Annotated in this window: 23 protein-coding genes; 6 read left to right on the top strand and 17 right to left on the bottom strand. The window is 68.9% G+C overall.

The features are described 5' to 3' along the window. Nucleotides 1-55: 55 nt before the first annotated feature. From groL to NYP18_RS02545, 8 genes are all read right to left on the bottom strand, one after another. On the bottom strand, nucleotides 56-1675 hold the full coding sequence (groL, locus tag NYP18_RS02580) for a chaperonin GroEL (protein ID WP_259426530.1): 1620 nt from the start codon (nucleotides 1673-1675) through the stop codon (nucleotides 56-58). Nucleotides 1676-1694: 19 nt separating this feature from the next. Further along, complete coding sequence (groES, locus tag NYP18_RS02575; RefSeq protein ID WP_259426528.1) at nucleotides 1695-1994, bottom strand: co-chaperone GroES; 300 nt, start codon at nucleotides 1992-1994, stop codon at nucleotides 1695-1697. A gap of 152 nt (nucleotides 1995-2146) precedes the next feature. Beyond that, the gene (locus NYP18_RS02570) at nucleotides 2147-2578 is read right to left on the bottom strand and encodes a hypothetical protein (RefSeq protein ID WP_259426527.1); all 432 of its coding nucleotides are present in this window, start codon (nucleotides 2576-2578) and stop codon (nucleotides 2147-2149) included. 88 nt (nucleotides 2579-2666) lie between these two features. After that, on the bottom strand, nucleotides 2667-3704 hold the full coding sequence (tsaD, locus tag NYP18_RS02565; protein ID WP_259426526.1) for a tRNA (adenosine(37)-N6)-threonylcarbamoyltransferase complex transferase subunit TsaD: 1038 nt from the start codon (nucleotides 3702-3704) through the stop codon (nucleotides 2667-2669). Next, the gene (gene rimI / locus NYP18_RS02560) at nucleotides 3701-4162 is read right to left on the bottom strand and encodes a ribosomal protein S18-alanine N-acetyltransferase (protein ID WP_259426525.1); all 462 of its coding nucleotides are present in this window, start codon (nucleotides 4160-4162) and stop codon (nucleotides 3701-3703) included. Before rimI ends, tsaD begins: the two co-directional genes overlap by 4 nt. Continuing rightward, complete coding sequence (tsaB, locus tag NYP18_RS02555; RefSeq protein WP_259426524.1) at nucleotides 4163-4825, bottom strand: tRNA (adenosine(37)-N6)-threonylcarbamoyltransferase complex dimerization subunit type 1 TsaB; 663 nt, start codon at nucleotides 4823-4825, stop codon at nucleotides 4163-4165. Nucleotides 4826-4843: 18 nt separating this feature from the next. Beyond that, entirely contained in the window at nucleotides 4844-5329 is a 486-nt protein-coding gene (locus NYP18_RS02550) for a hypothetical protein (protein WP_259426523.1), read from the bottom strand. Nucleotides 5330-5399: 70 nt separating this feature from the next. Beyond that, a complete protein-coding gene (locus tag NYP18_RS02545; protein WP_259426522.1) occupies nucleotides 5400-7013 on the bottom strand; it encodes an aspartate:alanine exchanger family transporter in 1614 nt (537 codons plus the stop codon). A gap of 198 nt (nucleotides 7014-7211) precedes the next feature. On the opposite strand from NYP18_RS02545, the gene NYP18_RS02540 reads away from it, so the two are divergent. Beyond that, nucleotides 7212-7718, top strand: a complete 507-nt coding sequence (locus NYP18_RS02540; protein ID WP_259426521.1) for a hypothetical protein — start codon at nucleotides 7212-7214, stop codon at nucleotides 7716-7718. A gap of 6 nt (nucleotides 7719-7724) precedes the next feature. On the opposite strand, the gene nadB is transcribed toward NYP18_RS02540, so the two are convergent. Beyond that, nucleotides 7725-9398 carry an L-aspartate oxidase gene (gene nadB, locus NYP18_RS02535; RefSeq protein WP_259426520.1) on the bottom strand — a complete coding sequence of 558 codons (1674 nt, stop codon included), beginning with the start codon at nucleotides 9396-9398 and terminating at the stop codon, nucleotides 7725-7727. A 61-nt stretch (nucleotides 9399-9459) separates the two neighbouring features. Between nadB and NYP18_RS02530 the strand changes: the two genes are divergently transcribed. After that, on the top strand, nucleotides 9460-10185 hold the full coding sequence (locus NYP18_RS02530) for an NUDIX hydrolase (RefSeq protein WP_259426519.1): 726 nt from the start codon (nucleotides 9460-9462) through the stop codon (nucleotides 10183-10185). Between the two features lie 315 nt (nucleotides 10186-10500). Further along, nucleotides 10501-11208 carry a hypothetical protein gene (locus NYP18_RS02525; RefSeq protein ID WP_259426518.1) on the top strand — a complete coding sequence of 236 codons (708 nt, stop codon included), beginning with the start codon at nucleotides 10501-10503 and terminating at the stop codon, nucleotides 11206-11208. 115 nt (nucleotides 11209-11323) lie between these two features. Here the strand turns inward: NYP18_RS02525 and tsaE are convergent, their stop codons facing one another. The 4 genes from tsaE to NYP18_RS02505 form a co-directional block, all read right to left on the bottom strand. Further along, nucleotides 11324-11815, bottom strand: a complete 492-nt coding sequence (tsaE, locus tag NYP18_RS02520; protein WP_259426517.1) for a tRNA (adenosine(37)-N6)-threonylcarbamoyltransferase complex ATPase subunit type 1 TsaE — start codon at nucleotides 11813-11815, stop codon at nucleotides 11324-11326. Next, a complete protein-coding gene (alr, locus tag NYP18_RS02515) occupies nucleotides 11812-12909 on the bottom strand; it encodes an alanine racemase (protein ID WP_259426516.1) in 1098 nt (365 codons plus the stop codon). The genes tsaE and alr overlap by 4 nt, the downstream gene beginning before the upstream one ends. A 58-nt stretch (nucleotides 12910-12967) precedes the next feature. After that, a complete protein-coding gene (locus NYP18_RS02510) occupies nucleotides 12968-14173 on the bottom strand; it encodes a cytochrome P450 (protein WP_259426515.1) in 1206 nt (401 codons plus the stop codon). Between the two features lie 88 nt (nucleotides 14174-14261). After that, the gene (locus tag NYP18_RS02505; protein WP_259426514.1) at nucleotides 14262-15209 is read right to left on the bottom strand and encodes a LysR family transcriptional regulator; all 948 of its coding nucleotides are present in this window, start codon (nucleotides 15207-15209) and stop codon (nucleotides 14262-14264) included. A 104-nt stretch (nucleotides 15210-15313) separates the two neighbouring features. On the opposite strand from NYP18_RS02505, the gene NYP18_RS02500 reads away from it, so the two are divergent. Together NYP18_RS02500 and NYP18_RS02495 are read left to right on the top strand one after the other, a co-directional pair. Further along, nucleotides 15314-15514 carry a ferredoxin gene (locus NYP18_RS02500; RefSeq protein ID WP_259426513.1) on the top strand — a complete coding sequence of 67 codons (201 nt, stop codon included), beginning with the start codon at nucleotides 15314-15316 and terminating at the stop codon, nucleotides 15512-15514. Nucleotides 15515-15516: 2 nt separating this feature from the next. Beyond that, nucleotides 15517-16644 (top strand): FAD-dependent oxidoreductase, encoded by a 1128-nt coding sequence (locus tag NYP18_RS02495; protein WP_259426512.1) that lies wholly within the window; start codon nucleotides 15517-15519, stop codon nucleotides 16642-16644. Nucleotides 16645-16656: 12 nt separating this feature from the next. Here NYP18_RS02495 and glmS read toward each other — a convergent pair whose 3' ends face one another. Further along, the gene (gene glmS, locus NYP18_RS02490; protein ID WP_259426511.1) at nucleotides 16657-18519 is read right to left on the bottom strand and encodes a glutamine--fructose-6-phosphate transaminase (isomerizing); all 1863 of its coding nucleotides are present in this window, start codon (nucleotides 18517-18519) and stop codon (nucleotides 16657-16659) included. A 154-nt stretch (nucleotides 18520-18673) separates the two neighbouring features. On the opposite strand from glmS, the gene NYP18_RS02485 reads away from it, so the two are divergent. Continuing rightward, nucleotides 18674-19519 (top strand): poly(ethylene terephthalate) hydrolase family protein, encoded by an 846-nt coding sequence (locus NYP18_RS02485; protein WP_259426510.1) that lies wholly within the window; start codon nucleotides 18674-18676, stop codon nucleotides 19517-19519. Here NYP18_RS02485 and NYP18_RS02480 read toward each other — a convergent pair. From NYP18_RS02480 to NYP18_RS02470, 3 genes are read right to left on the bottom strand one after another with little or no spacing between them, the layout of a single operon-like run. Then, a complete protein-coding gene (locus NYP18_RS02480; RefSeq protein WP_439648039.1) occupies nucleotides 19516-19722 on the bottom strand; it encodes a hypothetical protein in 207 nt (68 codons plus the stop codon). The genes NYP18_RS02485 and NYP18_RS02480 overlap by 4 nt on opposite strands. Further along, the gene (locus NYP18_RS02475) at nucleotides 19716-21035 is read right to left on the bottom strand and encodes a hypothetical protein (protein ID WP_259426509.1); all 1320 of its coding nucleotides are present in this window, start codon (nucleotides 21033-21035) and stop codon (nucleotides 19716-19718) included. The genes NYP18_RS02480 and NYP18_RS02475 overlap by 7 nt, the downstream gene beginning before the upstream one ends. Next, complete coding sequence (locus NYP18_RS02470; RefSeq protein ID WP_259426508.1) at nucleotides 21035-21334, bottom strand: hypothetical protein; 300 nt, start codon at nucleotides 21332-21334, stop codon at nucleotides 21035-21037. The genes NYP18_RS02475 and NYP18_RS02470 overlap by 1 nt, the downstream gene beginning before the upstream one ends. Nucleotides 21335-21376 lie beyond the last annotated feature (42 nt).

The following is a 21376-nucleotide window of genomic DNA, read 5'->3' as shown; positions in this document are numbered from 1 at the left end:
ACTGAGGCCCGGTCCGGAACCTGCAGGTTCCGGACCGGGCCTCATGCCGTCTCACCTAGTGGTGGTGATGATGGCCGTGGGCTGCAGCAGCCTCCGGCTCCTCCGGCTTGGTGACCACGGAGGCCTCAGTGGTGAGGATCATGCGGGCCACGGACGCAGCGTTGACCACTGCGCTGTGGGTGACCTTCACGGGGTCGATGATGCCCTGCTCCAGTAGGTTGCCGTACTCCATGGTGGCAGCGTTGAAGCCTTCACCGTCGGCACGCTCGGCGGTACGTGCCACGACGACGGCACCGTCCACTCCGGCGTTCTCGGCGATCCAGTGGCAGGGCTTCACCAGTGCGCGGGCGACGGCCAGCACGCCGGTCTTCTGCTCGCCCTCGAACTCCTCAGCGTATGCCTTGAGCTCCTCGGCGATCTGGACGAGCGCGGAACCGCCGCCGGCGATGACACCCTCCTGCACGGCCGCACGGGCCGCGTTGATGGCGTCCTCGACGCGCAGCTTGCGCTCATTGACCTCGGTCTCGGTGGCGGCGCCGACGCGGATGACGGCGACACCGCCGGACAGCTTGGCCAGACGCTCCTCCGCCTTCTCCCGGTCCCAGGAGGAATCGGTGTTGGCGATCTCGCGGCGGATCTGCTCGCGGCGCGCCTCGACCTCCTCCGGAGTGCCGGCACCGTCGACGATGACGGTGTCGTCCTTGGTCACGGTGATGCGGCGCGCCGAACCGAAGACCTCCGGGCCGGCCTCGTTGAGGTTGACACCGACCTCGGGGTCGACCACGGTGGCGGCGGTGACCACGGCCAGGTCATCCATGAAGGCCTTGCGGCGCTCGCCGAAGTACGGGGACTTCACGGCGACGACGCGCAGGGTCTTGCGGATGGAGTTGACCACGAGGGTCTGCAGCGGCTCGCCCTCGATGTCCTCGGCGATGATGAGCACCGGCCTGCCGGACTCGACGACCTTCTCCAGGACCGGCAGGAAGTCCGGCAGGGAGGTGATCTTGTTGCGGATCAGCAGCACCTGGGCGTCTTCCAGCACGGCCTGCTGGGCGTCGACGTCGGTGATGAAATAAGGCGAGAGGAATCCCTTGTCAAAGGAGATGCCCTCGGTCACGTCCAGGGACGATTCGATGGACTGGGACTCCTCGACGGTGAGGACACCGTCCTTGCCGACCTTGTCCATGGCGCCGGCGACCATCTCGCCGACGACCTCGTCGCGGGAGGAGACGGTGGCGACGTTGGCGATCTCCGCGGAGGAGGATACCTCGGTCGCGCGTGCCTTGAGCAGCTCGCCGGTCTTCTCTGCCGCGGCGGCGATGCCACGGTTGAGCTCGACGGGGTTGGCACCGGCTGCGACGTTGCGCAGCCCCTCGGCGATGAGCGCCTGGGCGAGCAGGGTCGCGGTGGTGGTGCCGTCACCGGCGGCGTCGTTGGTCTGGATGGCCACGGACTTGACCAGCTGGGCACCCAGGTTCTCGAAGGGGTCCTCGACGTCGATGTCGCGGGCGATGGTGACACCGTCGTTGGTGACCAGCGGGCCACCGAAGGCCTTGTCCAGGACGACGTTGCGGCCCTTGGGGCCGAGCGTGACCTTCACTGCGTCGGCGAGGGTGTCCACGCCGCGCTGGATGCCCTCGCGGGCCTCCTGGTCGAATGCGATGAGCTTAGCCATAGGGCTGTGTTACCCCCGACTACTTCTCGACGATGGCGAGCAGGTCACGTGCGGAGAGCAGCAGGTACTCCTCGCCGTCGTACTTCAGCTCGGTGCCGCCGTACTTGGAGAAGATGACGGTGTCACCCTCCTTGACATCCACCGGAATGCGGTCCCCGTCCTCGTCCATGCGGCCCGGGCCCACGGCGATGACGGTGGCCTCCTGCGGCTTCTCCTTGGCGGAGTCCGGGATGACCAGGCCGGAAGCGGTGGTGGTCTCGGCCTCGACGATCTGGACCAGGACCTTGTCCTCGAGCGGCTTGATGTTGACGTTTGCCACGATATTCCTCCGTGAAAGTTGAGTGAGTTGAGTGTGCCGGTTGTGGTCCAGCACAGTCGTCGTCGCGGGTGAACAACTGTGGGTGAAACAACCTACTGGCACTCTACCCTCGCGAGTGCCAGCGCTCAACATTCACTTCTGCCAGATCTGATCTAGTCGATGCGGAGCTGCCCCAGGTTGAGGACGGCCGCCCGCCACAGGCGGTAGTCCCCCTCGTTGTCCTCCCGGTAGTTGCGCACCGCACGCATACCGTCCTTGATCCGGCGGATCTCGTCCAGGCCGATGTCCCCGCCCTCGGCGCCGACGAAGATGACCGGCCCCGAGATCGCCGTGGTCGGATCGGCGAGGAAGGCCGGGTCGCCGGTCGCCGCTGCGGAACGGGCCAGGGAGGCCACCGGGTTCGGCTCAGCGGCATGCGTCCTGGCGGTGGGGTTGAACAGGGCGGCGTAGTCGGAACCGTCCTCCTGGAAGGAGACCGCCACGCGGTCCTGGTCGACACCGCCGAGGAACTGGGCGGCCTGGTCGAGCTCGAATTCGATGACGCGGTGGGACAGGTCGGGGTTGACGAGGAAACCGGTGATCATGAAGCGTCCTTCTCCAGTCGGAAGTGAAAGTTCCACGTCACCGTAACCGCCTCCGGGGGACTTCGCTCGGCGAACAGGCGGAACCGGTTCAGGCCCCGAGGAGCGGGACCTCCACCTCCAGGGAGGGATCGGTGCCCACGGTCAGTTCGCTGGGCCCGGCCCCCTCATGAATGAGCTGGGCGGCCAGCGCCGCGATCATGACGCCGTTGTCGGTGCACAGGGAGAACCGTGGCACGCGCAGCTCGATGCCGACGGCCACGCAGCGCTCCTGCGCCAGTTCCCGGAGCCGGGAATTCGCCGCCACTCCCCCGCCCAACAGCAGCACCTTCGCGCCGACGTCCTGGCAGGCACGCACGGCCTTGACGGTGAGGACATCGCAGACGGCCTCCTGGAAGGAGGCGCACACGTCCTCCACGGAGATGACCCGCTCCTCGCGTTCGGCGGCCTCCACGTAGCGGGCGACGGCGGTCTTGAGTCCGGAGAAGGAGAAGTCGTGGCGGGAATCGGATTTCTTCATCAGCCCGCGGGGGAAGGCGATCGCAGCCCGGTCACCGCGTCTGGCGAGACGGTCGATGACCGGCCCACCCGGATACCCCAGGCCCAGCAGGCGGGCGACCTTGTCGTAGGCCTCGCCGGCGGCGTCATCAAGCGTGGAGCCGAGCTCACGCATGGGCCGGCCCACGGCCTCGACCTCCAGCAGCTGCGTGTGCCCGCCGGAGACGAGCAGCGCCACCGAGTGCGGCAGGGTCTCCCCCTCCAGGTTCGCCACCGCGACATGCCCGCCGAGGTGGTTGACGCCGTAGAAGGGCACTCCCCAGGCCGCTGCGTAGGCCTTGGCGGCGGAGGCCCCGACCAGGAGGGCACCGGCCAGACCGGGGCCGACGGTGGCGGCCACGGCATCGGGCTTGTCGATTCCCGCCTCCGCCAGTGCCGCCCGCATCACCGGGCCCATCTGCTCGAGATGGGCGCGCGAGGCGATCTCCGGGACCACGCCGCCGAAGCGGGCGTGCTCCTGCATTGAGGAGGCCACCTTATCGGCCAGGATCCTCACGGTGCCGTCGTCAGCGAGTTCAACGAGCCCGACACCGGTCTCATCGCAGCTGCTCTCCACACCCAGGACAATCATTGCTCACTCCTCGCGGGTCGCTTCATGGTGTACGCATCAGCCCCCGAGGGCTGGTAGTAGTTCTTCCGTTCCCCGATCCGCTCGAAATCGAGCCCCTCGTAGAGGGCGATGGCCGCCTCGTTGTCGGTGCGCACCTCGAGGAAGGCCTCCCCGCCCGTGCTGTCGACCACCGCGAGCAGCTGCTGCATGAGCAGGCGGCCGAGTCCGCGGCGCCGGTGGTCAGGGTCGACGCCGATGGTGTGGATCTCGAACTCCGGGTCGTGCCGCGGGCCCAGCTGGGAGATCCCGCCGTAGGCCAGCAGGTCATCCCCGTCGAAGACCCCCAGGTAGAGGTTGTTCGGCTGGGCGAACTCCACCACGAAGATGTCCCGGGACCACGGGTTGTCCTCCGGGAACAGCAGCTGCTCCAGTTCGGCGCAGCGGGCGGCGTTTTGAAAGCTCAGGCGATGGATCTCCATCTACAGCTCCACTTCCGGGATGGCGGGTGATTTCGGCACCGGCTTCGGTTCCTTCGCGTCCGGCCGGCGCAGGTACAGCGGCACCAGCGGGTCCGGCACCGCCTCAAGGTCGGCGACCGCCACGAGGGAGGCGGCGTCCGGTGACAGGTCCTGCTTATCGACGCCCCGCAGCCCCTCCGGCAACTGCTCCGCCAGATGTGCCGGCACGGAGATGACCGTCACCTCGTGCGGGAGTGTGAGCTCAGCGGGTTTCACCACGTCCGGGCCCGCCGTCCGGGTCTCCCCCTCGTAGGTGGCCCAGTAGATCTCCCGGCGGCGGGCGTCGGTGGCCACCAGCCTGCGCGCATCCGGCAGGCGGCGGGCGATGGCGTCGAGCGAGCACACCCCGTGGACCGGGATGCCCAGGGCGTCACCGAAGGCGGCGGCGGTGGCCATCCCGACCCGCAGGCCGGTGAAGGGGCCCGGACCACAGCCCACGACGACGGCGTCGAGGTCGGTGAAGTCCACGGCGGCGTCGGCAAGCAGGGCCCGCACGGCGGGAGTGAGCTGCTCATTATGGGCTCGGGTCCCCGGGAGCACCCGGTCATGGACCTGACCCGTGGACGTGTCGACGAGGCCCGTGACCAGGTCGGGGGTGGAGGTGTCAATCGCCAGTACAAGCACGCCCCCAGGATAGGCCAGCTAGTTCAGCAGAACCCAGCCGCCCTCGGTGGTCTTGCCCAGCGGCAGCATGACACGCGAATCGAAGTAACCGCCCAGCGGGACGCTGCACAGGTCGATGTCGGCGCGCGCGATGCGGTCGAAGGCCTGGCCGCCGTCCGCGGAACGCAGCAGCAGGTAGTTGGTGTCCTCCGGGACCCCGCCGGAACCCAGTTCCAGTTCGGTGGCGTCGGCCTCGAAGTTCTCGGTGATGCCCTGCGTGGTGGCGTAGGGGCAGACGACGGCGGCCGCGACCCACTCATCGCCGTAGAGGTCCTGCGGGGACAGGCCCACGATGTTCAGACCCTGGGCATCCACGGTGCCGACCGCCTGCTCGAGGGCCCCCGCAGTGTCGAAACGGGTCTCCGCACCCGTGGTAGTGCGCATCCCGATGAGCAGCGCCAGCACGCCGATCCAGGCGACGAGGACAATGGCGATGAGGTATCGGCCGGTGTTGGACAGACGCACGGGGGCTCCTTCAGGGATGGATGAGACAAGCCCGTCCAGACTACTCCCGTTTCCTGGGAACCTGCTGGGGCTAGAGCAGCAGGAGGACGAGGATCTGGCTGGCGATGATCTTGCCGATCATCGCCGTCGGGTACACCGTGGCATAACCCCGCGCCGCCAACTCCGTGCCCGTCTGGCCGTTGAGGTAGGAGATCACCGCCGGGTTGGTCGTCGCCCCGGCCGCGACACCCATCGATTCATCCCAGGTCAGGCGCAGCACCAGCATGCCGGCGACCGCGCACACCACCGCGGAGACCAGGGTGAGCAGCAGTCCCGCCCCGATGACCGTCAGCGAGGAGGGGTCGGTCAGCGCCTCCCGGAAACCGGCGCCCGCGGTGGTGCCCACCCCGGCCAGGAAGAGGGAGAGACCGAGGGTGTTGAGGGTGTGGACGGCGTGGTACGGCATCGTCCACGTCAGCGGACCCGTGCGGTGCAGCGCCCCGAGGATGAGTCCGACGACGATGGGGCCACCGCCGAAACCGAGGGAGAGCACCGAATCACCCGGCAGCGGGATGGGGATGGCCCCCAGCAGCAGACCGCCGAGCAGACCGAGTGCGAAGGGCAGGAGATCAGGCGCCGCCAGGGACTTCTCCGAATCCCCCAGGAACGCCCGGATCTCCGCCATACGGTTGGGGGCGGCGACGACCCGCACCCGGTCGGAGTAGTTGAGCACGTCCTCCGGATGCGGCACCTCCTCCGCATCCCCGCGGCGGATGCGCGCTATCCGGAAACCCGAGGAGACGGTGTCCAGCTCCGCGAGGGTACGGCCGACCACCTTCGGATTCGACACCGTCATCCGGCTGTAGACGAGGTCCGTGTCCTCGATCTTCACCGTCACCTGACCGCCGAGGTTGCGCTGGGCAGTGGCGAGGGCCTCCCGCGTGCCGTTGATGAGCAGCACCATCCCCTCATGCAGGCGGTCCCCGGGCGCGGCCAGGGAATGGTCGAGCTCGCCGTGGACGATGCGGGTGGGGATGATCTCCGCGCCGGCCAGCCGCGGCAGCTGCGCCACCGTCCCCTCGATGCCCGGTCCGATGCGCACCCCGTCCCACTCCAGCGGGGCGATGATCAACCCCTCCTTCTCCGCATCCGCCCGGTGGTCGACCTTCAGCAGCTTCGCACCGACTGCGGCGACCAGGATGGAGCCGACCACCGCACCGGGGTAGGCCAGCGAATAACCGATGACCGGCTCCCCGGCGCGCCCCGGGTCCACCAGCGATCCGTCCTTGACCATGTCGACGACTGCGGCCATGCCCGGGGTGGAGCTCAGCGCGCCGGCGAACATGCCGGCACCGGTCAGCTCGCCCAGACCGAAGGCGCGGATGATGGCGTAGCCGACCCCGACCAGGCCGGTGAGCAGCAGGATCATGAACAGCGTGAGGCGCCAGCCGCGGGCCCGGAACTCCGCGAAGAACTGCTCGCCGGCCGTCAGCCCGATCGCGTAGACGAACATCGCCAGGCCCAGCTGGTAGATGAGCGTGGGGATCTGGATGTCGGGGTTCGCCGTGGACAGGCCGAGGGCCACGAAGAGCACCGCCGCTGCGCCCAGCGAGATGCCGAGGATACGGATCTTACCCAGCGCGAGACCCACGGCGAGGATCGCAACGAGGGCGATCAGCGGGTTGGCGGCGAGGAAATCAAGCACAACCTCCATTGAACCCGGGGCCGGGGACGTCAGCAAGCGCAGGCCACAAGGCTGTGCCCGGGGCACATGTGGCAATGACCGACGGTCTTCCCGGCAGGATGTCGGCGAGCACCGCTGAGCCCGGCTCCCCTGGTGGCGCGGGCGGCGCGGGGCGCTTAAGGTGACTTCCACCACCCCATGCCTGCAGGAGAGCCCCCGTTGACCGTGCCCCACACCATCGAGTCCTTCCGCACGCTGCTCACGTCTGCGCTCGTCGAGACGATCCACCGGAACTCCGAGCACCTGCGCGGCGAGAAGATCTACGGCGCCACCCTGGTGCCCGACCCCGGCAACCTGTCGCCGTGGTTCGGGGTGCTGGATGACACCGACACCATCGGCATGACCCCCTGCCAGCGGTGGACACCGGATGATTTCTGCCAACCGCTGCACACCCCGCGCCTCGCGGAGGTCTGCGCCCTGACCCGGGAGCTGCACGAGGCATGGGCCGGGACTGACGAAGAATGGCACCGGGCCTCCCTGTCCGCATTCTCCGGGGCCCTCGGGGCTGACCCCGTCCGCCGCGCGCTGGGCACGCTGGGGGCTGATCCCATCCTGTATATCTTCCACGACACCGAATGCGGCATCGAACCCACCACCTTCGCGGCCCTCAACGTCGGCCGGGAATCGGAGCCTTTCTACCGGCAGGCCGCGCAGTTCCTGCTTTAGCGCAGTTCAGATCAGCGCCGCGACGGTGCTGTCCCGGCCCACCGGTTCACGGCTGATCCGCATGCCGGTGGGACCGGCCTGCAGGCACAGATGCACCTCCCAGGCCGGGGCGGTCTCCGGGTGGTCGGCGCGGCGGTGGGCGCCTCGGGACTCCGTCCGTTCCCGGGCGGCGTGCGCGACCAGCAGCGCGGTGGTGTGGATGGCGGTGGTGTCGAGGGCCGCGTCGTCCAGCACCCCGGTGCCGGGCAGCGCCTCCAGTTCCGCGATGGCGGTGTCCAGGCGCGCGGCCTCCCGTAGGACCCCGACGTGGGTGTCCATGAGCTCATTGATCCGGGCCCGGCCGCCCGGTTCTGTCAGGGGCACCGAGGGGCGCACCACCGGTTGTCCGGGGGTCTCCCGCGGCAGACCGCGCAGCCATCGACCCAACCGGTCGCCCATGACCAGCGCCTCAGGCACCGAATTCGAGGCCAGCCGGTTCGCGCCCTGCGCCCCGGTCGTGGCCACCTCCCCGATCGCGAACAGGCCGGGGACGGTGGTGCGCCCCATCATGTCGGCGGCCACCCCACCGCACAGGTAGTGCGCACCGGGACGCACCGGGACGGGTTCGGTCACCGGATCGACGCCGCGCTCACGCAGCATCCGCAGGATGCCGGGAAATTTCTCCACCCAGGCTGCGGGGCCGAAGTGGCGGGCGTCGAGAAGCAGGCACTCCTCCCCTGTCCCCGCCATGTGCGCGTGCATCGCCGCAGAGACCACGTCCCGCGGGGCGAGATCGGCCAGCGGATGCACACCCACCATGACGCGGTGACCACCATGGTCGAGCAGCACGGCGCCCTCGCCGCGGACCGCCTCGGAGATGAGCACGTCACGTCCGCCGGCACGGGGCTGCCCGGCGCGGCGGTGGAGGATCGTGGGGTGGAACTGGGTGAACTCGATGTCCCGCACCGCAGCCCCGGCACGCCAGGCCATGGCCAGCCCGTCACCGGTGGCCACAGCCGGATTCGAGGTCAGGGTCCACGCCTGACCGGCGCCGCCGGTGGCCAGGATGACGGTGATGGCCGACAGGTCGCCGATCGCGCCCGCCCCGTCGCACACGCGTACCCCGCAGGCCGCGCCGTGGCGGTCGGTGAGGATGTCGACGGCGCGCAGCCCGGTGCGCAGCCGCACGCTGCAGCCCGGCTGGTCGAGACGCCGGCGTAGGGCGTGCAGGAGCGTGCGCTCCACCTCCCGGCCGGAGCCGTCGCCACGCGAGTGGAGGATGCGGCGGGCGCTGTGCCCGCCCTCCAGGTGGAGGTCGTAGTCATCCTGGCTCTCCCCTGACCGGTCGAAATCGGCACCGAGGTCGACCAGGCGGCGGATGACCTCCGGCGCGGACTCGACGAGGGTGCGCACCGCCGCGGGATCGCACAGTCCTGCCCCGGCGGTCAGGGTGTCGGCGATGTGGGCGTCGGTGGAGTCGGTGGAGTCCCAGACGGCTGCCAGCCCGCCCTGGGCCCAGTTCGTGGCGGATTCCGCCGGGTCGGTCGCGCGGGTGAGCAGCACCGCGGGTATGTCGGCGTCGGCGAGGTGGACTGCGGCGGTCAGCCCGGCGGCCCCGGAGCCGATGATGACGACTCCAGTTTCACGCCGCCAGGTGGGTGCAGGCGTGGCGAGTTGGCCGGTGGTGTGGGTGGGTGTCATGGCTCCTCCTCGGGTTTTCGACCGGGAGTCGGAAACTACGCAGCATGCTAGCATCCTGCCCGTGCACAACCCCAGAAAACCCGGCCCTCTGCGTGATCTACAGGGCGTGGCCAAATACCGCCATGAGGCCGTCGCGGTGCTGCTGCGGGTGGGACTCGCTGATGCGGCGCCTCAGCGCCTGGAGGTGCTCGCCCACAGGCGGTACCGTCCGCCCTTCGAGGGCCGGTGGGCGCTGCCCAGCGGCCCCGTCGAGGTTGACGAGACCCTGGGGGAATCGGTGCTGCGCCACCTTGGCGAGCGCACCGGGACGCGTACCCCGGCGCATGTGGAGCAGCTGGAGACCCGGGGCGCGCCCGGGCGGGACCCGTGGGACCGGACCATCGCCACCGCCTTTCTCGCCCTGGTGCCGTGGACGGAAGGCCCGGAGGCCGGCGGGGAACTGGGCTGGCTGCCGGTGGCGGAACTGCCGGAGATGGCCTTCGACCACGGGGAGCTGGTGCAGGTGGGGGCCGAACGGCTGCGCGCCAAGCTCTCCTACACCAACATCGCCTTCGCCCTCGCCCCGGAGACCTTCACCATCGCCCAGCTGCGCGAAGCCTACTCGGCGGTTCTCCGCCATGAGGTCTCGGCGACGAATCTGCAGCGCATCCTCAGTCGGCGCGGCCAGCTGGTGGCGACCGGGGAGCGCACGGTCTCCGGTGCCGGTGGCGGGCGGCCCGCCCAGCTCTTCCGTTTCACGGCACACAGCCTCACAGTCACGGACCCTTTCGCGGTCCTGCGGCCGTGACCGGGACGGGGCGCGGGGGCCACAAGAATCACAGACATCCCCTGAGTCACATTCTGAAGGGAATTCGACCCGGGAACGCAATTGAGCAAACGGTTTCACCAGGGAATTACCCCCGGAATGGGGCAAATGGTGGAGAGTTTTGCAGGGTTTCCGCAGGACACCTTTAAAGAGTCTCAACCTGAGGTTGAGATTGACATACGGTTCTAGGCACAGGCTGTTTCATCACCACCTCAGACACTTCCCTGTGACCGCTACCGAAGGGGCCCGGCCCCGGCGAACAAACCACAATCACCTATCCCCCAACAAAGGAAACTCATGTTGAACAAGCGCATCGCAGCGGCGCTCGCCGGCGCCTCCATCGCTTCTGCCACCTTCCTCGCTCCGGCGGCCACCGCCGACGAGATCCTCGAGATCGGCGGCGAGTGCTTCATCGAGAACATCGTCGTCCAGGAAGAGATCGTGGGCACCGAAACCGTCGCTGAGCCCGTCGACCGTGAGGGCGACTGGCCTGTCGGCGACATCGAGGGACCGGAGGGCTGGACCTTCGACCCGGAGACCGGGGACGGCACCATCACCGCGGACATCCCGGAGAACACCCCCGCCGGTGAGTACGACGCCACCGTCTACCACTTCGGCTACTCCAAGAACCAGGTCTCGGAGAACACCACCTTCAAGGTCGTCGAGCGCGACATCACCGAGAGCCGCACCTGGACCGAGCGTCTGCCCGTGCCCTGCGCCGGCGACGAGGAGAAGGACGACTCCCAGGGCCCGGAGGAGTGGACCGATGCCTCCCAGCAGATGGACGTGAAGGTCCTGGCCCAGCAGCAGGCCATGAACGCTCCGGCCGCCCCGGCGCCGGCCCCGGCCGCCGCTGAGAAGCCTGCCGAGGTCACCCCGGCCCCGGCCGCCCAGCAGACCCAGCTGGCCGACAACGGCATCGGCGGTGCCCTCACCGCCCTGGCAGTGGGCCTGGTCGCCGTCGGTGCCGGCGCCGCTCTCCTGCTGCGCCGCCGCACCAACTAACCGCCGGACACTTCCCGGCAGACGGAAGGCGCGGTACGGGACGATGGATCCCGTACCGCGCCTTCCGTCATTCAGGTGGGGCAGTCAGGCGCCCTCGCACCCATCCCCCGGATGGTCAGGCCTCGACCAGTTCCCAGCTGAAGATGCGGGTCTCGGACTCCGGATCGCGCAGCACCGCGGTCTCCCGGTCCACCTTGACCAGCAGGTAGTCCTCGGCGATCTGCTCGACCAGTCCGCCACCCCACTCCGCGACCACTACTGCCGCAGACAACTCGGTGTCCAGATCGAGGGCGTCGAGTTCACCCAGGGGGTCACCGGAGGAGCCCTCCCCCAGCAGCCGGTAGGCATCGACGTGGATGAGGGCGGGGCCCCCGACTGCCGAGCGGTGCTCCCGGGCGATGACGAACGTCGGGGAGGTGATCCGCCCCTTGACCTGCAGACCCCGGGCGATGCCCTGCGTGAAGGTGGTCTTCCCGGCCCCCAGGGGACCGTCGAGGATGACCACGTCCCCCGGCTCCAGGGCGCGGCCGAGCTCCTCACCGAAGGTCTGCGTCTGTTCTGCGGTGGCCAGTTCGCGGCTGCCCGAGGAGGGGAAGGAGGCCCTCACAGTTGGACCCCGCCCTCGTAGATGCGGGTGGTGCGCCCGGTGGGGGTGCAGATGATCTCGTAGTTGATGGTGTCGGTGGCCGCGGCGAGTGCATCGGCGCTCATGCCGCCTTCACCGAAGATGACGGCCTCATCATCCGGGGAAACGCCGAATTCATTGGCGCCCAGGTCCACCACGATCTGGTCCATGCACACGCGGCCGACCTGCGGGTAGAGCTTGCCGCCGATACCCACCTGCAGCCTTCCCTGCCACGAGCGCGGGATTCCGTCGGCGTAACCGGCAGGGACCACAGCGAGCCAGCCCTCCTCGGTGGCCGTCCAGGTCTGGCCGTAGCTGGTGGATTCGCCCGGCCGGATCGGCTTGACGGCGGTGATCCGCCCGGACCAGCTCATCGCGGGCTTCAGGCCGTGGTCAAGGCCGGGGATCGGCTCCAGGCCGTAGAGGGACAGCCCCACGCGGACGAGTTCATGGTGCAGGTCGGGGCGGGTGAGCGTGCCGGGCGAGTTGCACAGGTGGTTGACCGGCACCTCCAGGCCCAGCTCCCGGGCGAGGTCGATGGCACGCCGGAAGTTCTCGGCCTGCCGGTCATTGGACGGGTTCTCCGGCTCATCGGCGCAGGCCAGGTGGGAGAACAGGCCGGTGACGGTGATGTGCTCCGCATCTCGGAGCAGGGTGAGGACCTCCACCCAGTCAGCCTCGTCGACGCCGGAGCGGTGGAGTCCGGTGTCGACCTTGACGGTGACGCGGGTGGGCACGCCGGCGTCGACAAGCGCACGGGCGTGGCGCACGGAGGGCACGCCGAGCTGGATGCGCACGGCCAGGGCCTCCACCAGGTCCTGCTCCGGGGACCAGATCCAGGCGAGGATGGGCTTCTCGACGCCCGCCTTCCGCAGCGCCAGCCCCTCCTGCAGGGTGGCCACGCCGAAGGAGTCGGCGCCGTTCTCGGCCATGACCCTGGCTACCCGGCCCGCACCGTGGCCGTAGCCGTCAGCCTTGACCACCGCCATCAGCTGCGTCGGGCCCACCAGCTCCTTGAGCAGGCGGGTGTTGTGCGCGATGGCGTCGAGATCGATACGGGCGGAGAGAAGATCCATGGCTGACATTGTGCCACCCGGAACGTGAAGTTCCGGAACGGCACCGTCAGGGACGGCCTCAGGCGCGCCTGATGTCGGTGATCTCGATGGATTCGTAGGGGCGGGTGAAGTTGTTCAGGCGGGGCACCACCGCACCGATGCGGTAGTCCTCGACCTGCTGCGCCCAGGCGGTGAGCAGGCCGTTGATCTCCAGCTTGGCCAGGCCCTGGCCGGCGCAGGAGTGGATGCCGTAGCCGAAGCCGATGTGGTCGACGGCGTTGCGGGTGATGTCGAAGACCTCGGGGTTCTCGAACTTCTGCGGGTCCATGTTGGCGGCGCCGTAGCACATGGCCACCTGGGAACCGGCCGGGATGAGGGTGCCGCCGACCACGACGTCGGTGGTGGCGCGGCGGCCGAAGACCGGGGCGGGGGTGCGCAGGCGCAGGACCTCGGCGAGGGCGGAGGGCACGAGGGAGACGTCCTCGCGCAGCTTCTGGAACTGCTCCGGATGCTGGCCGAGCAGCACCAGGGCGTTGCCGATGGTGGTGATGGTGGTGTCCATGCCGGCCGCCAGGATCTGGTGGACGATGTAACCGAAGGACTCATGCGAGATGTCACCGCGTTCGGCGGCCTCGAAGATCGCCCGGCCGATGGACCCCTCCGCCAGGTCCGCTCCCTGCATCTCCTCGTGGGTCCACTTGAACAGCTCCCCGGCGACCGGGAAGGAGGCCTGGGCGCGTTCGTTGAGGGGGCCGAGCAGGTTGAAGGCGGCCTCACCCCAGGGCAGGATCTTCTCGCGCAGGTCTCCCTGCACGCCGATGAGGTCGAGGACGACGGAGACCGGGAAGGCGACGGCCATGTCGGACATGCCGTCGAAGGACTCCCGCTGGGTCAGCTCCGTGACAAGCTGCTGTGCCGAGGCGTCGATGCCGTCCTTCATGCGGCGCATGGCGCGCGGGGAGAGGTTGTCGGTGAGGATGGCGCGCAGCTTGCCGTGCTCCGGCGGGTCGGCAGCCAGGGAGGTGCCCGAGAGGATCTCGTTCATCTGCGCGTTGAAGGCCACAGCCTTGGAGGAGAAGGTCGCCGGGTCGCTCAACGCGGCGCGGACCTCCTCGTAGTGGGTGATGGCGTAGGCGTCGTTGGCCGGCAGGTAGGTGACCGGGCCCAGTTCACGCAGCTGCGCGAAAACGGTGTCGTCATTGAGGGAGAGCACCTCGTCGGAGAACAGGTCGATATCGGACTGCGGGGCGGTGATGCCGGAGGTGGTGGATGAAGGGGCGGACATGGGGATCCTCTCGTCGGGGCCGGGGTGGCCGGAACTTGATCTGGCTCACATTGAACCCGGAGAGTGATCATCCGTCCAATGAATATTGTCAATCTGGCACATTCAATCCCTGCATGATGCTGGCCCGGCGGAGCAGCTTACGCAGCCAGCGACGATAGGCATCGTCGCCCAGCCAGGGGTTCCACACCATGTCCACCCCGAGCCCCAGCATCGGGAAGGGGAAGTCCGCCACGTACAGCGGGTAGAACCGCGCCATCCGCTCCACCACGGCGCGCCGGTGCAGCCCCACCTTGCGGGCGCCCGCCACGAACTGAGGCAGCAGCAGGTAGTCATTGATCCGCGCCTGGATGGAGACCTCCACCCCGCGGTGACGCAACACCTCGTAGGGCCGGGTGGTCTGCTCCGAGATGAGGGCGACATGCGGCCAGTCCTGCAGGATGCCGATCACATCCCGTTCATGCAGTTCCGGCACGCCGCCGACGACGACCCAATCGTCGTCGAAGAGCCGTTCCCGGGCATGGTCGCTCTCGTAACCCTCCGCCAGCAGCAGGACATCGACGCCCTCCTCGGTGAAGACACCACCGTTGGCCCCCTGGACGGTGATGATCCGCAGCTCCATCCACGGCGCCTCCTCCTCGAGCATCGTCGACAGGGCGCTGCCCAGGATGTACGCCATGCTCGAGGACATCGCGATGGTCACGGTACGCCGGCTCGTCTCCGGATCGAAGGCGCGCCCGCCGAGCAGGTCCGCCACCCCGTGCAGCACCACCCGCAACGGACCGAGCAGTTCCTGGGCGCGCGGGGTGAGGATGCTGCGGGAGCCGTCGCGGATGAGGATCTCATCGCCGAAGAGTCGGCGGATGCGCCGCAGGGCGTGGCTCATGGCCGGCTGCGAGAGACCGACCCGCTCAGCGGCCCCGGTGACGGAACGCTCCTCAAGGACCGCGTGCAGGGAGACGAGCAGGTTGAGGTCGACGGAGGCCAGTTTCACCCCGAAGGTGCCGGTGGACAGCTGAACCAGATCCGGATTATTCATACTTTGAATATAGATCATGTCGGTTATTCATTAGACAGATTTACCCCGGTCTGCCACGCTGTCGATCAGGAAAACATGACCTGCATCACCGGAAGGATCCGATCATGAGCACCACCACCCGCATCGAACTCGACCGCCCCCGCTGCGAAGGCCACGGCCTGTGCGAGGAGGCCGCCCCGCACCTCATGCACCTGGACGACGACGGCGAACTCATCCTCGACCGGACCGAGGTCGGCCCGGAGGACCTCGAGGCCGCCCGCGACGCCGTCCGCGTCTGCCCCGTCGCTGCCCTGAAGCTGGTGTGAGCATGGAACACATCGTCATCGCCGGCAACGGCATCGCAGGGCTCACCGCCGGTGACACCCTCCGCCGCCTCGGCTACACCGGCACCATGACCGTCGTGGGCGCCGAACCCCACGCCACCTACTCCCGGCCCGCCCTGTCGAAGGTCGCGCTCGCCCCCGGCGAGGACCTCGACGTCGGTACGCTCCCGGCGGCCACCCACGGCGCCACCGAATTCCGGGGCCGCTCGGTCACCGGGCTGGACCCGGAGCGGCAGGTGGTCACCCTGGACGACGGCACCGAACTGGGCTTTGACGGACTGGTCATCGCCACCGGCTCCGAGGCCCGCCGTTTCACCCCCTCCACCCGCGAATACACCATCCGCTCGCTCGACGACGCCGCACGCCTGAAGGCCAGCCTGGTCAACCGCCCCACGGTAACCGTCATCGGCGGTGGGCCCCTGGGCATGGAGGTCGCCTCCGGAGCCGTGGGCCTGGGCTGCGACGTCACCCTCGTCCACCCCGGCACCCCGATGGAACTGCATCTCGGCCCGCTGCTCGGAGGCATCCTCACGCAGGCCGCACTCGAACACGGCCTGAACATCGTCGACTCGATGGTCTCCGCGGTGCACGAGGAGGACGGGGGCATGGTGGTCACCCTCACCGACGGCACCGAAGTGGGTTCGGACATCGTGGTCACCGCCGCCGGTGACCTGCCCGCCACCGCCTGGCTCGAGGACTCCGGTCTGCTTGTCGACGGCCGCCTCATCGCCGACCCCCGCTGCCGCATCACCGGCTCCATCGTCGCCGCCGGCGACGTCACCTTCATCGACCACGGGGAGGGGCCGCGACGCACCCCGATCTGGACCGCCGCCATCGAACAGGCGAAGATCGCCGCCGCCGCCCTGCTGCAGGGCGATGAGGCCGCATCCCTGGACTTCCAGTCCTATTTCTGGACCGACCAGTGGGGCCTCAACCTCAAGATGTCCGGCCCCATCCCCCACGGCACCGAACCGCTGGTGGTCAAGGGTTCCCTCGAGGAACGCGCGGCGGTCCTGCACTGGCCGGAATCCGGCACCGCGGCGGCGATGAACATGCGCATGCCCATCCCGCGCCTGCACAAGCTGGCCCGGGAGGCGGTCACCTCGGCCTGAGGAGGTTCCCAGCTACTCCACCGTCACGGACTTGGCCAGGTTGCGAGGCTTGTCGATGTCCTCGTTGCCGCACTCGCGCGCGATATCGGCCGCGAGGAACTGCAGCGGCACGGTGGCCAGCAGCGGCTGCATGATCGAAGGCGTCGCCGGGACCCGGATCAGCCAGTTGGCGTAGGGCACGACCGCCTCATCACCCTCCTCGGAGATGACGATGGTCTTCGCGCCACGCGCCCGGATCTCCTGGATGTTGGACACGATCTTGGAGTGCAGCAGCTTCACACCCCGCGGGGAGGGCACGACCACCACCACGGGCAGATCATCCTCGATCAGGGCGATGGGCCCGTGCTTGAGCTCACCGGCCGGGAAACCCTCGGCATGGATGTAGGCCAGCTCCTTGAGCTTGAGCGCACCCTCCAGGGCGACGGGGAAGCCGACGCCGCGGCCGAGGAAGAGCATGGTGCGCACCGCACCGAGGTCCGCGGCGATGGCCTGGACCTGTTCCCTGACCGAGAGCAGCTGGTCAATCCTGGCGGGGATCTCCTCGAGGGCGTCCCAGATCTCCCGGATCTCATCCGGGTACTTGGTGCCCTTGGCCTGCGCCAGGGCCAGACCGACGATGTAGTTGGCGGCGACCTGCGCCAGGAAGGCCTTCGTGGAGGCCACACCGATCTCGGGGCCGGCGTGGGTGTAGAGCACCGCGTCGGATTCCCGCGGGATCTGCGAGCCGTTGGTGTTGCACACCGCCAGCACCTTCGCCCCCTGTGTCTTCGCGTGGCGCACGGCCTCCAGGGTGTCGGCGGTTTCGCCGGACTGGGAGATCGCCAACACGAGGGTGCGTTCGTCGAGGACCGGGTCGCGGTAGCGAAATTCGGAGGCGACCTCGATCTGCACGGGGATGCGCACCCAGTGCTCGATGGCGTACTTGGCCAGCAGGCCGGAATGGTAGGCCGAACCGCAGGCGACGACGAAGACCTGGTTGATGCTCTTCAGGTCAGTCTCGGAGATATCCGATTCGTCGAGGAACACGCGGCCGTCGTGGAAGTGGCCACCGAGGGTGTCACGGACGGCGGCGGGCTGCTCGTGGATCTCCTTCATCATGAAGGAGTCGTAGCCGCCCTTCTCGGCGGCGGCGAGGTCCCAGTCGATGGTGAAGGGGCGGCCCTGCGCGCGCGAGCCGTCGAAGTTGAGGACCTCGTAACCCCCGGCGGTGATCACCACGACATTGTCCTGCTCAAGTTCAACGGCATTGCGGGTGTGCTCGATGAATGCCGCGACGTCCGAACCGAGGAACATCTCCCCCTCCCCCACGCCGACGATCAACGGGGTGGAGCGGCGGGCCGCGATGATCTGCCCCGGATGGTCGGCATGGGTGAACAGGAGGGTGAAGGCACCTTCGAGACGGGCGAGGACGGCCAGCGCGGAGGCGCGGAAATCACCCGCGGTCTCCCCCTCGTTGTAGGCGCGCGCCAGCAGATGGGCGGTCACCTCGGAATCCGTCTCGGAGACGAGGGTGACACCGGACTCCTCCAGCTCGGCGCGCAGTTGCGCGAAATTCTCGATGATGCCGTTGTGGACGATGGCCGCGCGGCCGTCGAAGGAGAGGTGCGGGTGGGCGTTGCCGTCGGTGGGCCGGCCGTGGGTGGCCCACCGGGTGTGCCCGATCGCCGTAGTTCCCCGCAGGCTGTCCTCGCCGATCTCAGCGATCCTCTCCGTCAGGTTGGCGAGCTTGCCCGCGCGCTTGACCAGGTTGATCCCGGTGCCGTCGGGGACCGCGATGCCCGAGGAGTCGTACCCCCGGTACTCCATCCGGCGCAGCGCCTCCAGCGCGATGCCCAGTCCCTGTCGTTCACCGACGTATCCAACGATTCCACACATGGGGGAAATCGTAGACGAATCGACCGGTCCTGCGACAGGTATCTGATGCTTCATGCCACCCGCTCCGCCCCCGTCACCACCCCGTACGCTCGCCGTTTTCCGGGGGTGTGACATTCGCAACCCCGCCCCTGCCTCTTCCACTATCCTGGAATCCGTGTCTGAGAATCTGAAGAAGCACCTGGCTCAACTGTCCAAGCGCGGCCCCCACCGCGTCCTCGTCGGCGATCTCAGCTACGCCGGGATCCCGGGTAAGGTCTACGCCCCCGCCGAGGGCAACAGCGTGCCGGCCATCGCCTTCGGACACGACTGGCTGAAGTCGGTGAAGACCTACCACGCGACGCTGCGCCACCTGGCCAGCTGGGGAATCGTCGTCACCGCCCCCGACACCGAGACCGGTTTCATGCCGGACCACCGCGGTTTCGCCGCCGACCTGGAATCCGCCCTGCAGATCGCCTCCGGAGTCAAGCTCGGCCACGGGAAGGTAACCGTCTCCCCCGGCAAGCTCGGCGTCGCCGGCCACGGCATGGGCGGCGGGGCGGCGATCCTCACCGCCGCAAACAACCCCCGCATCAAGGCGGTGGCCGCCCTCTACCCCGCCGATACCGCCCCCTCCTCGGTGGAGGCGGCCCGCACCGTGAAGGCCCCCGGACTGATCATCGCCCCGGGGCGCCCCGATCTCATCGGCACGGGCGACCCCGCCAAGGTGGCCTTCCACTGGGGCGGTGACGTCGCCTACCGGGAGATCAAGGGCGGCAACCAGGCCGGCTTCACCGAGGACACCTTCCTCCAGATCGCTTTCGGCCAGGGCATCCCGCAGTTCTCCGCCCAGGAGACCGCCCGCGGCCTGCTCACCGGCTTCCTGCTGCACCAGCTGGACGACGAGCACAAATACTCCGGTTTCTCCGAGGCACTCGCCCACGCGAAAAACGTCACCTCCTACGCCGGTACCGAGCTGGCGGACAAGGCCGGGGTCAAGCTGAGCACCAGCACCCGGCTCTAACCCCTGCGGAGCAACCCCTGGACCCGGCCCCGCGCCGGGCTCGTCCGCGGCCGGGGCTGCAGCGGCGGGGGTGCGGCCGGCTGCGGGGTGACGGCCTTCTCCACTCGCTGCTGCGCCTGGGCCAGGGCCTTCTCGAACTCGATCATCCGCTGCGTGGTCCGCTGACGGAACTGCCTTGAGAACTCCTCAAACTCCATCACCACACACCCGCCTTCCGTGCTCCACCCGGCGCAGGGGCAGGGGCAGGTTGCGGCTCAGGGGTCACCGACACCGGGACAGCCGCCGGAGCGACTGCCGGAGCCGCGGCCGTCTGCTTCGGTGGTGGCGGTGGTTCCGGCACATCTGTCAGATCCTGCTTGGGCGGTGCCGGTGGTTCCGCGACGGGCTCGGGCACGGGCTCAGGTGCCGGTTCCGGAACAGGTTCCGGTGCCGGTGGAAGCTCCGGAATGCAGTCCTCAAGCGCGGTGATCAGCAGGCCGACACCCAGGATCGCCGCCCCCACCCCGACCAGGCCGAGGACACCGCAGCAGTCACTGCTGCCCGACTCCCCCGGTGCGGGCGGGTCCACGCACTCCGGTTCCGGGGTCTCCACCGGCTCAGGGCAGTCCTCCACCGGTTCCACGGACTGCGGCACGGTCGGTTCACAGTCCGGTGTCGAGACGGGTTTCCCGGGTGGGGCCGGGGGATCACAGTCGGGTTCTTCGACGGGTGCCGGCTTCCCGGGGACCGGTTTCTCAGGGACCGGAGTCTCGGGGACCGGTTTCTCGGGCCCCGGTTCCCCGACCGACTGCGGGACGGTCGGTGTCTCCGTGACGGTGGTGCCCTTCCCGGGCACGTGCTTCGTGGGTGCGGTCGGCGGGTTCTCCTCACAGACGACAGTGGCGCAGGCGCCGGTGGCGGGTTTCTCACAGACTGCCGTGCCACGGTCGAGGAATTCGTCGAGGCAGGCTGTGACGGCGCTGTCGCGGTCCCGGCAGCAGTCCATGATGGTGCCACCCGCCGAATCAATCAGATCGGCCCCCGCTGCGACACATTCGGCGAACTCCCTCGGATGTTGGGCGGGGTCCACCTGGTTGAGGAAGGCGCACAGCTGTCCGATCACCGCCCGCAGCGCGAGGAGGATCTCCTCGATGCCCGCCTCGTTGACCTCCTCGATGTCGCACAGGGTCTTGTCCACGGCCTCCGCGTCGCGGACGATGTCCTCGCTGTCGTCCCGGTTGCTGAACCAGTCGCCGACGTTGTCGACCACGCGGCCGAGAATCTCACCGAAGGCGGCCTGGGCGAGGAAGGTGAACAGGGACTCGACGATCCCGCCCTTCAGCGTCCCCGTATCCGAGGAGCCGACGGCGGCCCGGGTGTGCTCGACCAGCTGGGCGGTGTCGAGTCCTTCGGTGGAACCCAGCACCCGGCTGAGCATGTCCACGGAGATGCTCGGTCCGCGGTAGCTGCCGCGGGAGGCGGAGTTGAGCATCTGCACGATTCCCCGGTAGCCCAGGGCAGCGGCAGGGGCGGCCATCAGAGCCCACCGCGCAGCTCGGCGGCGAGCTGCGTGTCGACATCGCGGAGCACCCGCACCTGCGCGGCTGCGGCCCGGGCGGTGGTGCGGACGGCGTCGATACGCTCGGTGCCGGTGTCGTGGACACGCTGCAGCATCGCGGCGATCGCGGCACCGCGGTCGGCGAAGTCCCGGCCTGCCGCGGTGGCGGGCAGTGCCGGGCGGGTGCTCAAGTGACGGGTGTGCTGTTCCTCACCGTCAGTGAGCAGGCGCTGCAGCGCATCGAGCGCCCCCGCGTGGTCGAGGAAGAAACCGGACATGAAAAATCCCCTTTGCGAAAGTCCGTGGCTGATGTCTCACCA

The sequence above is a fragment of the Corynebacterium lemuris genome, from assembly GCF_024919295.1.
Classification (GTDB): domain Bacteria; phylum Actinomycetota; class Actinomycetes; order Mycobacteriales; family Mycobacteriaceae; genus Corynebacterium; species Corynebacterium lemuris.
This window is presented reverse-complemented; position numbering and strand designations above follow the sequence as displayed.

What these genes read in the sequence shown, in the direction of transcription:
- groL (WP_259426530.1), bottom strand. Translation starts at nt 1,675, where the DNA reads ATGGCTAAGCTCATCGCATTCGACCAGGAGGCCCGCGAGGGCATCCAG.
- NYP18_RS02570 (WP_259426527.1), bottom strand. Translation starts at nt 2,578, where the DNA reads ATGATCACCGGTTTCCTCGTCAACCCCGACCTGTCCCACCGCGTCATC.
- tsaD (WP_259426526.1), bottom strand. Translation starts at nt 3,704, where the DNA reads ATGATTGTCCTGGGTGTGGAGAGCAGCTGCGATGAGACCGGTGTCGGG.
- rimI (WP_259426525.1), bottom strand. Translation starts at nt 4,162, where the DNA reads ATGGAGATCCATCGCCTGAGCTTTCAAAACGCCGCCCGCTGCGCCGAA.
- nadB (WP_259426520.1), bottom strand. Translation starts at nt 9,398, where the DNA reads ATGACACCCACCCACACCACCGGCCAACTCGCCACGCCTGCACCCACC.
- NYP18_RS02525 (WP_259426518.1), top strand. Translation starts at nt 10,501, where the DNA reads ATGTTGAACAAGCGCATCGCAGCGGCGCTCGCCGGCGCCTCCATCGCT.
- alr (WP_259426516.1), bottom strand. Translation starts at nt 12,909, where the DNA reads ATGGATCTTCTCTCCGCCCGTATCGATCTCGACGCCATCGCGCACAAC.
- NYP18_RS02510 (WP_259426515.1), bottom strand. Translation starts at nt 14,173, where the DNA reads ATGTCCGCCCCTTCATCCACCACCTCCGGCATCACCGCCCCGCAGTCC.
- NYP18_RS02505 (WP_259426514.1), bottom strand. Translation starts at nt 15,209, where the DNA reads ATGAATAATCCGGATCTGGTTCAGCTGTCCACCGGCACCTTCGGGGTG.
- NYP18_RS02500 (WP_259426513.1), top strand. Translation starts at nt 15,314, where the DNA reads ATGAGCACCACCACCCGCATCGAACTCGACCGCCCCCGCTGCGAAGGC.
- NYP18_RS02495 (WP_259426512.1), top strand. Translation starts at nt 15,517, where the DNA reads ATGGAACACATCGTCATCGCCGGCAACGGCATCGCAGGGCTCACCGCC.
- glmS (WP_259426511.1), bottom strand. Translation starts at nt 18,519, where the DNA reads ATGTGTGGAATCGTTGGATACGTCGGTGAACGACAGGGACTGGGCATC.
- NYP18_RS02475 (WP_259426509.1), bottom strand. Translation starts at nt 21,035, where the DNA reads ATGGCCGCCCCTGCCGCTGCCCTGGGCTACCGGGGAATCGTGCAGATG.
- NYP18_RS02470 (WP_259426508.1), bottom strand. Translation starts at nt 21,334, where the DNA reads ATGTCCGGTTTCTTCCTCGACCACGCGGGGGCGCTCGATGCGCTGCAG.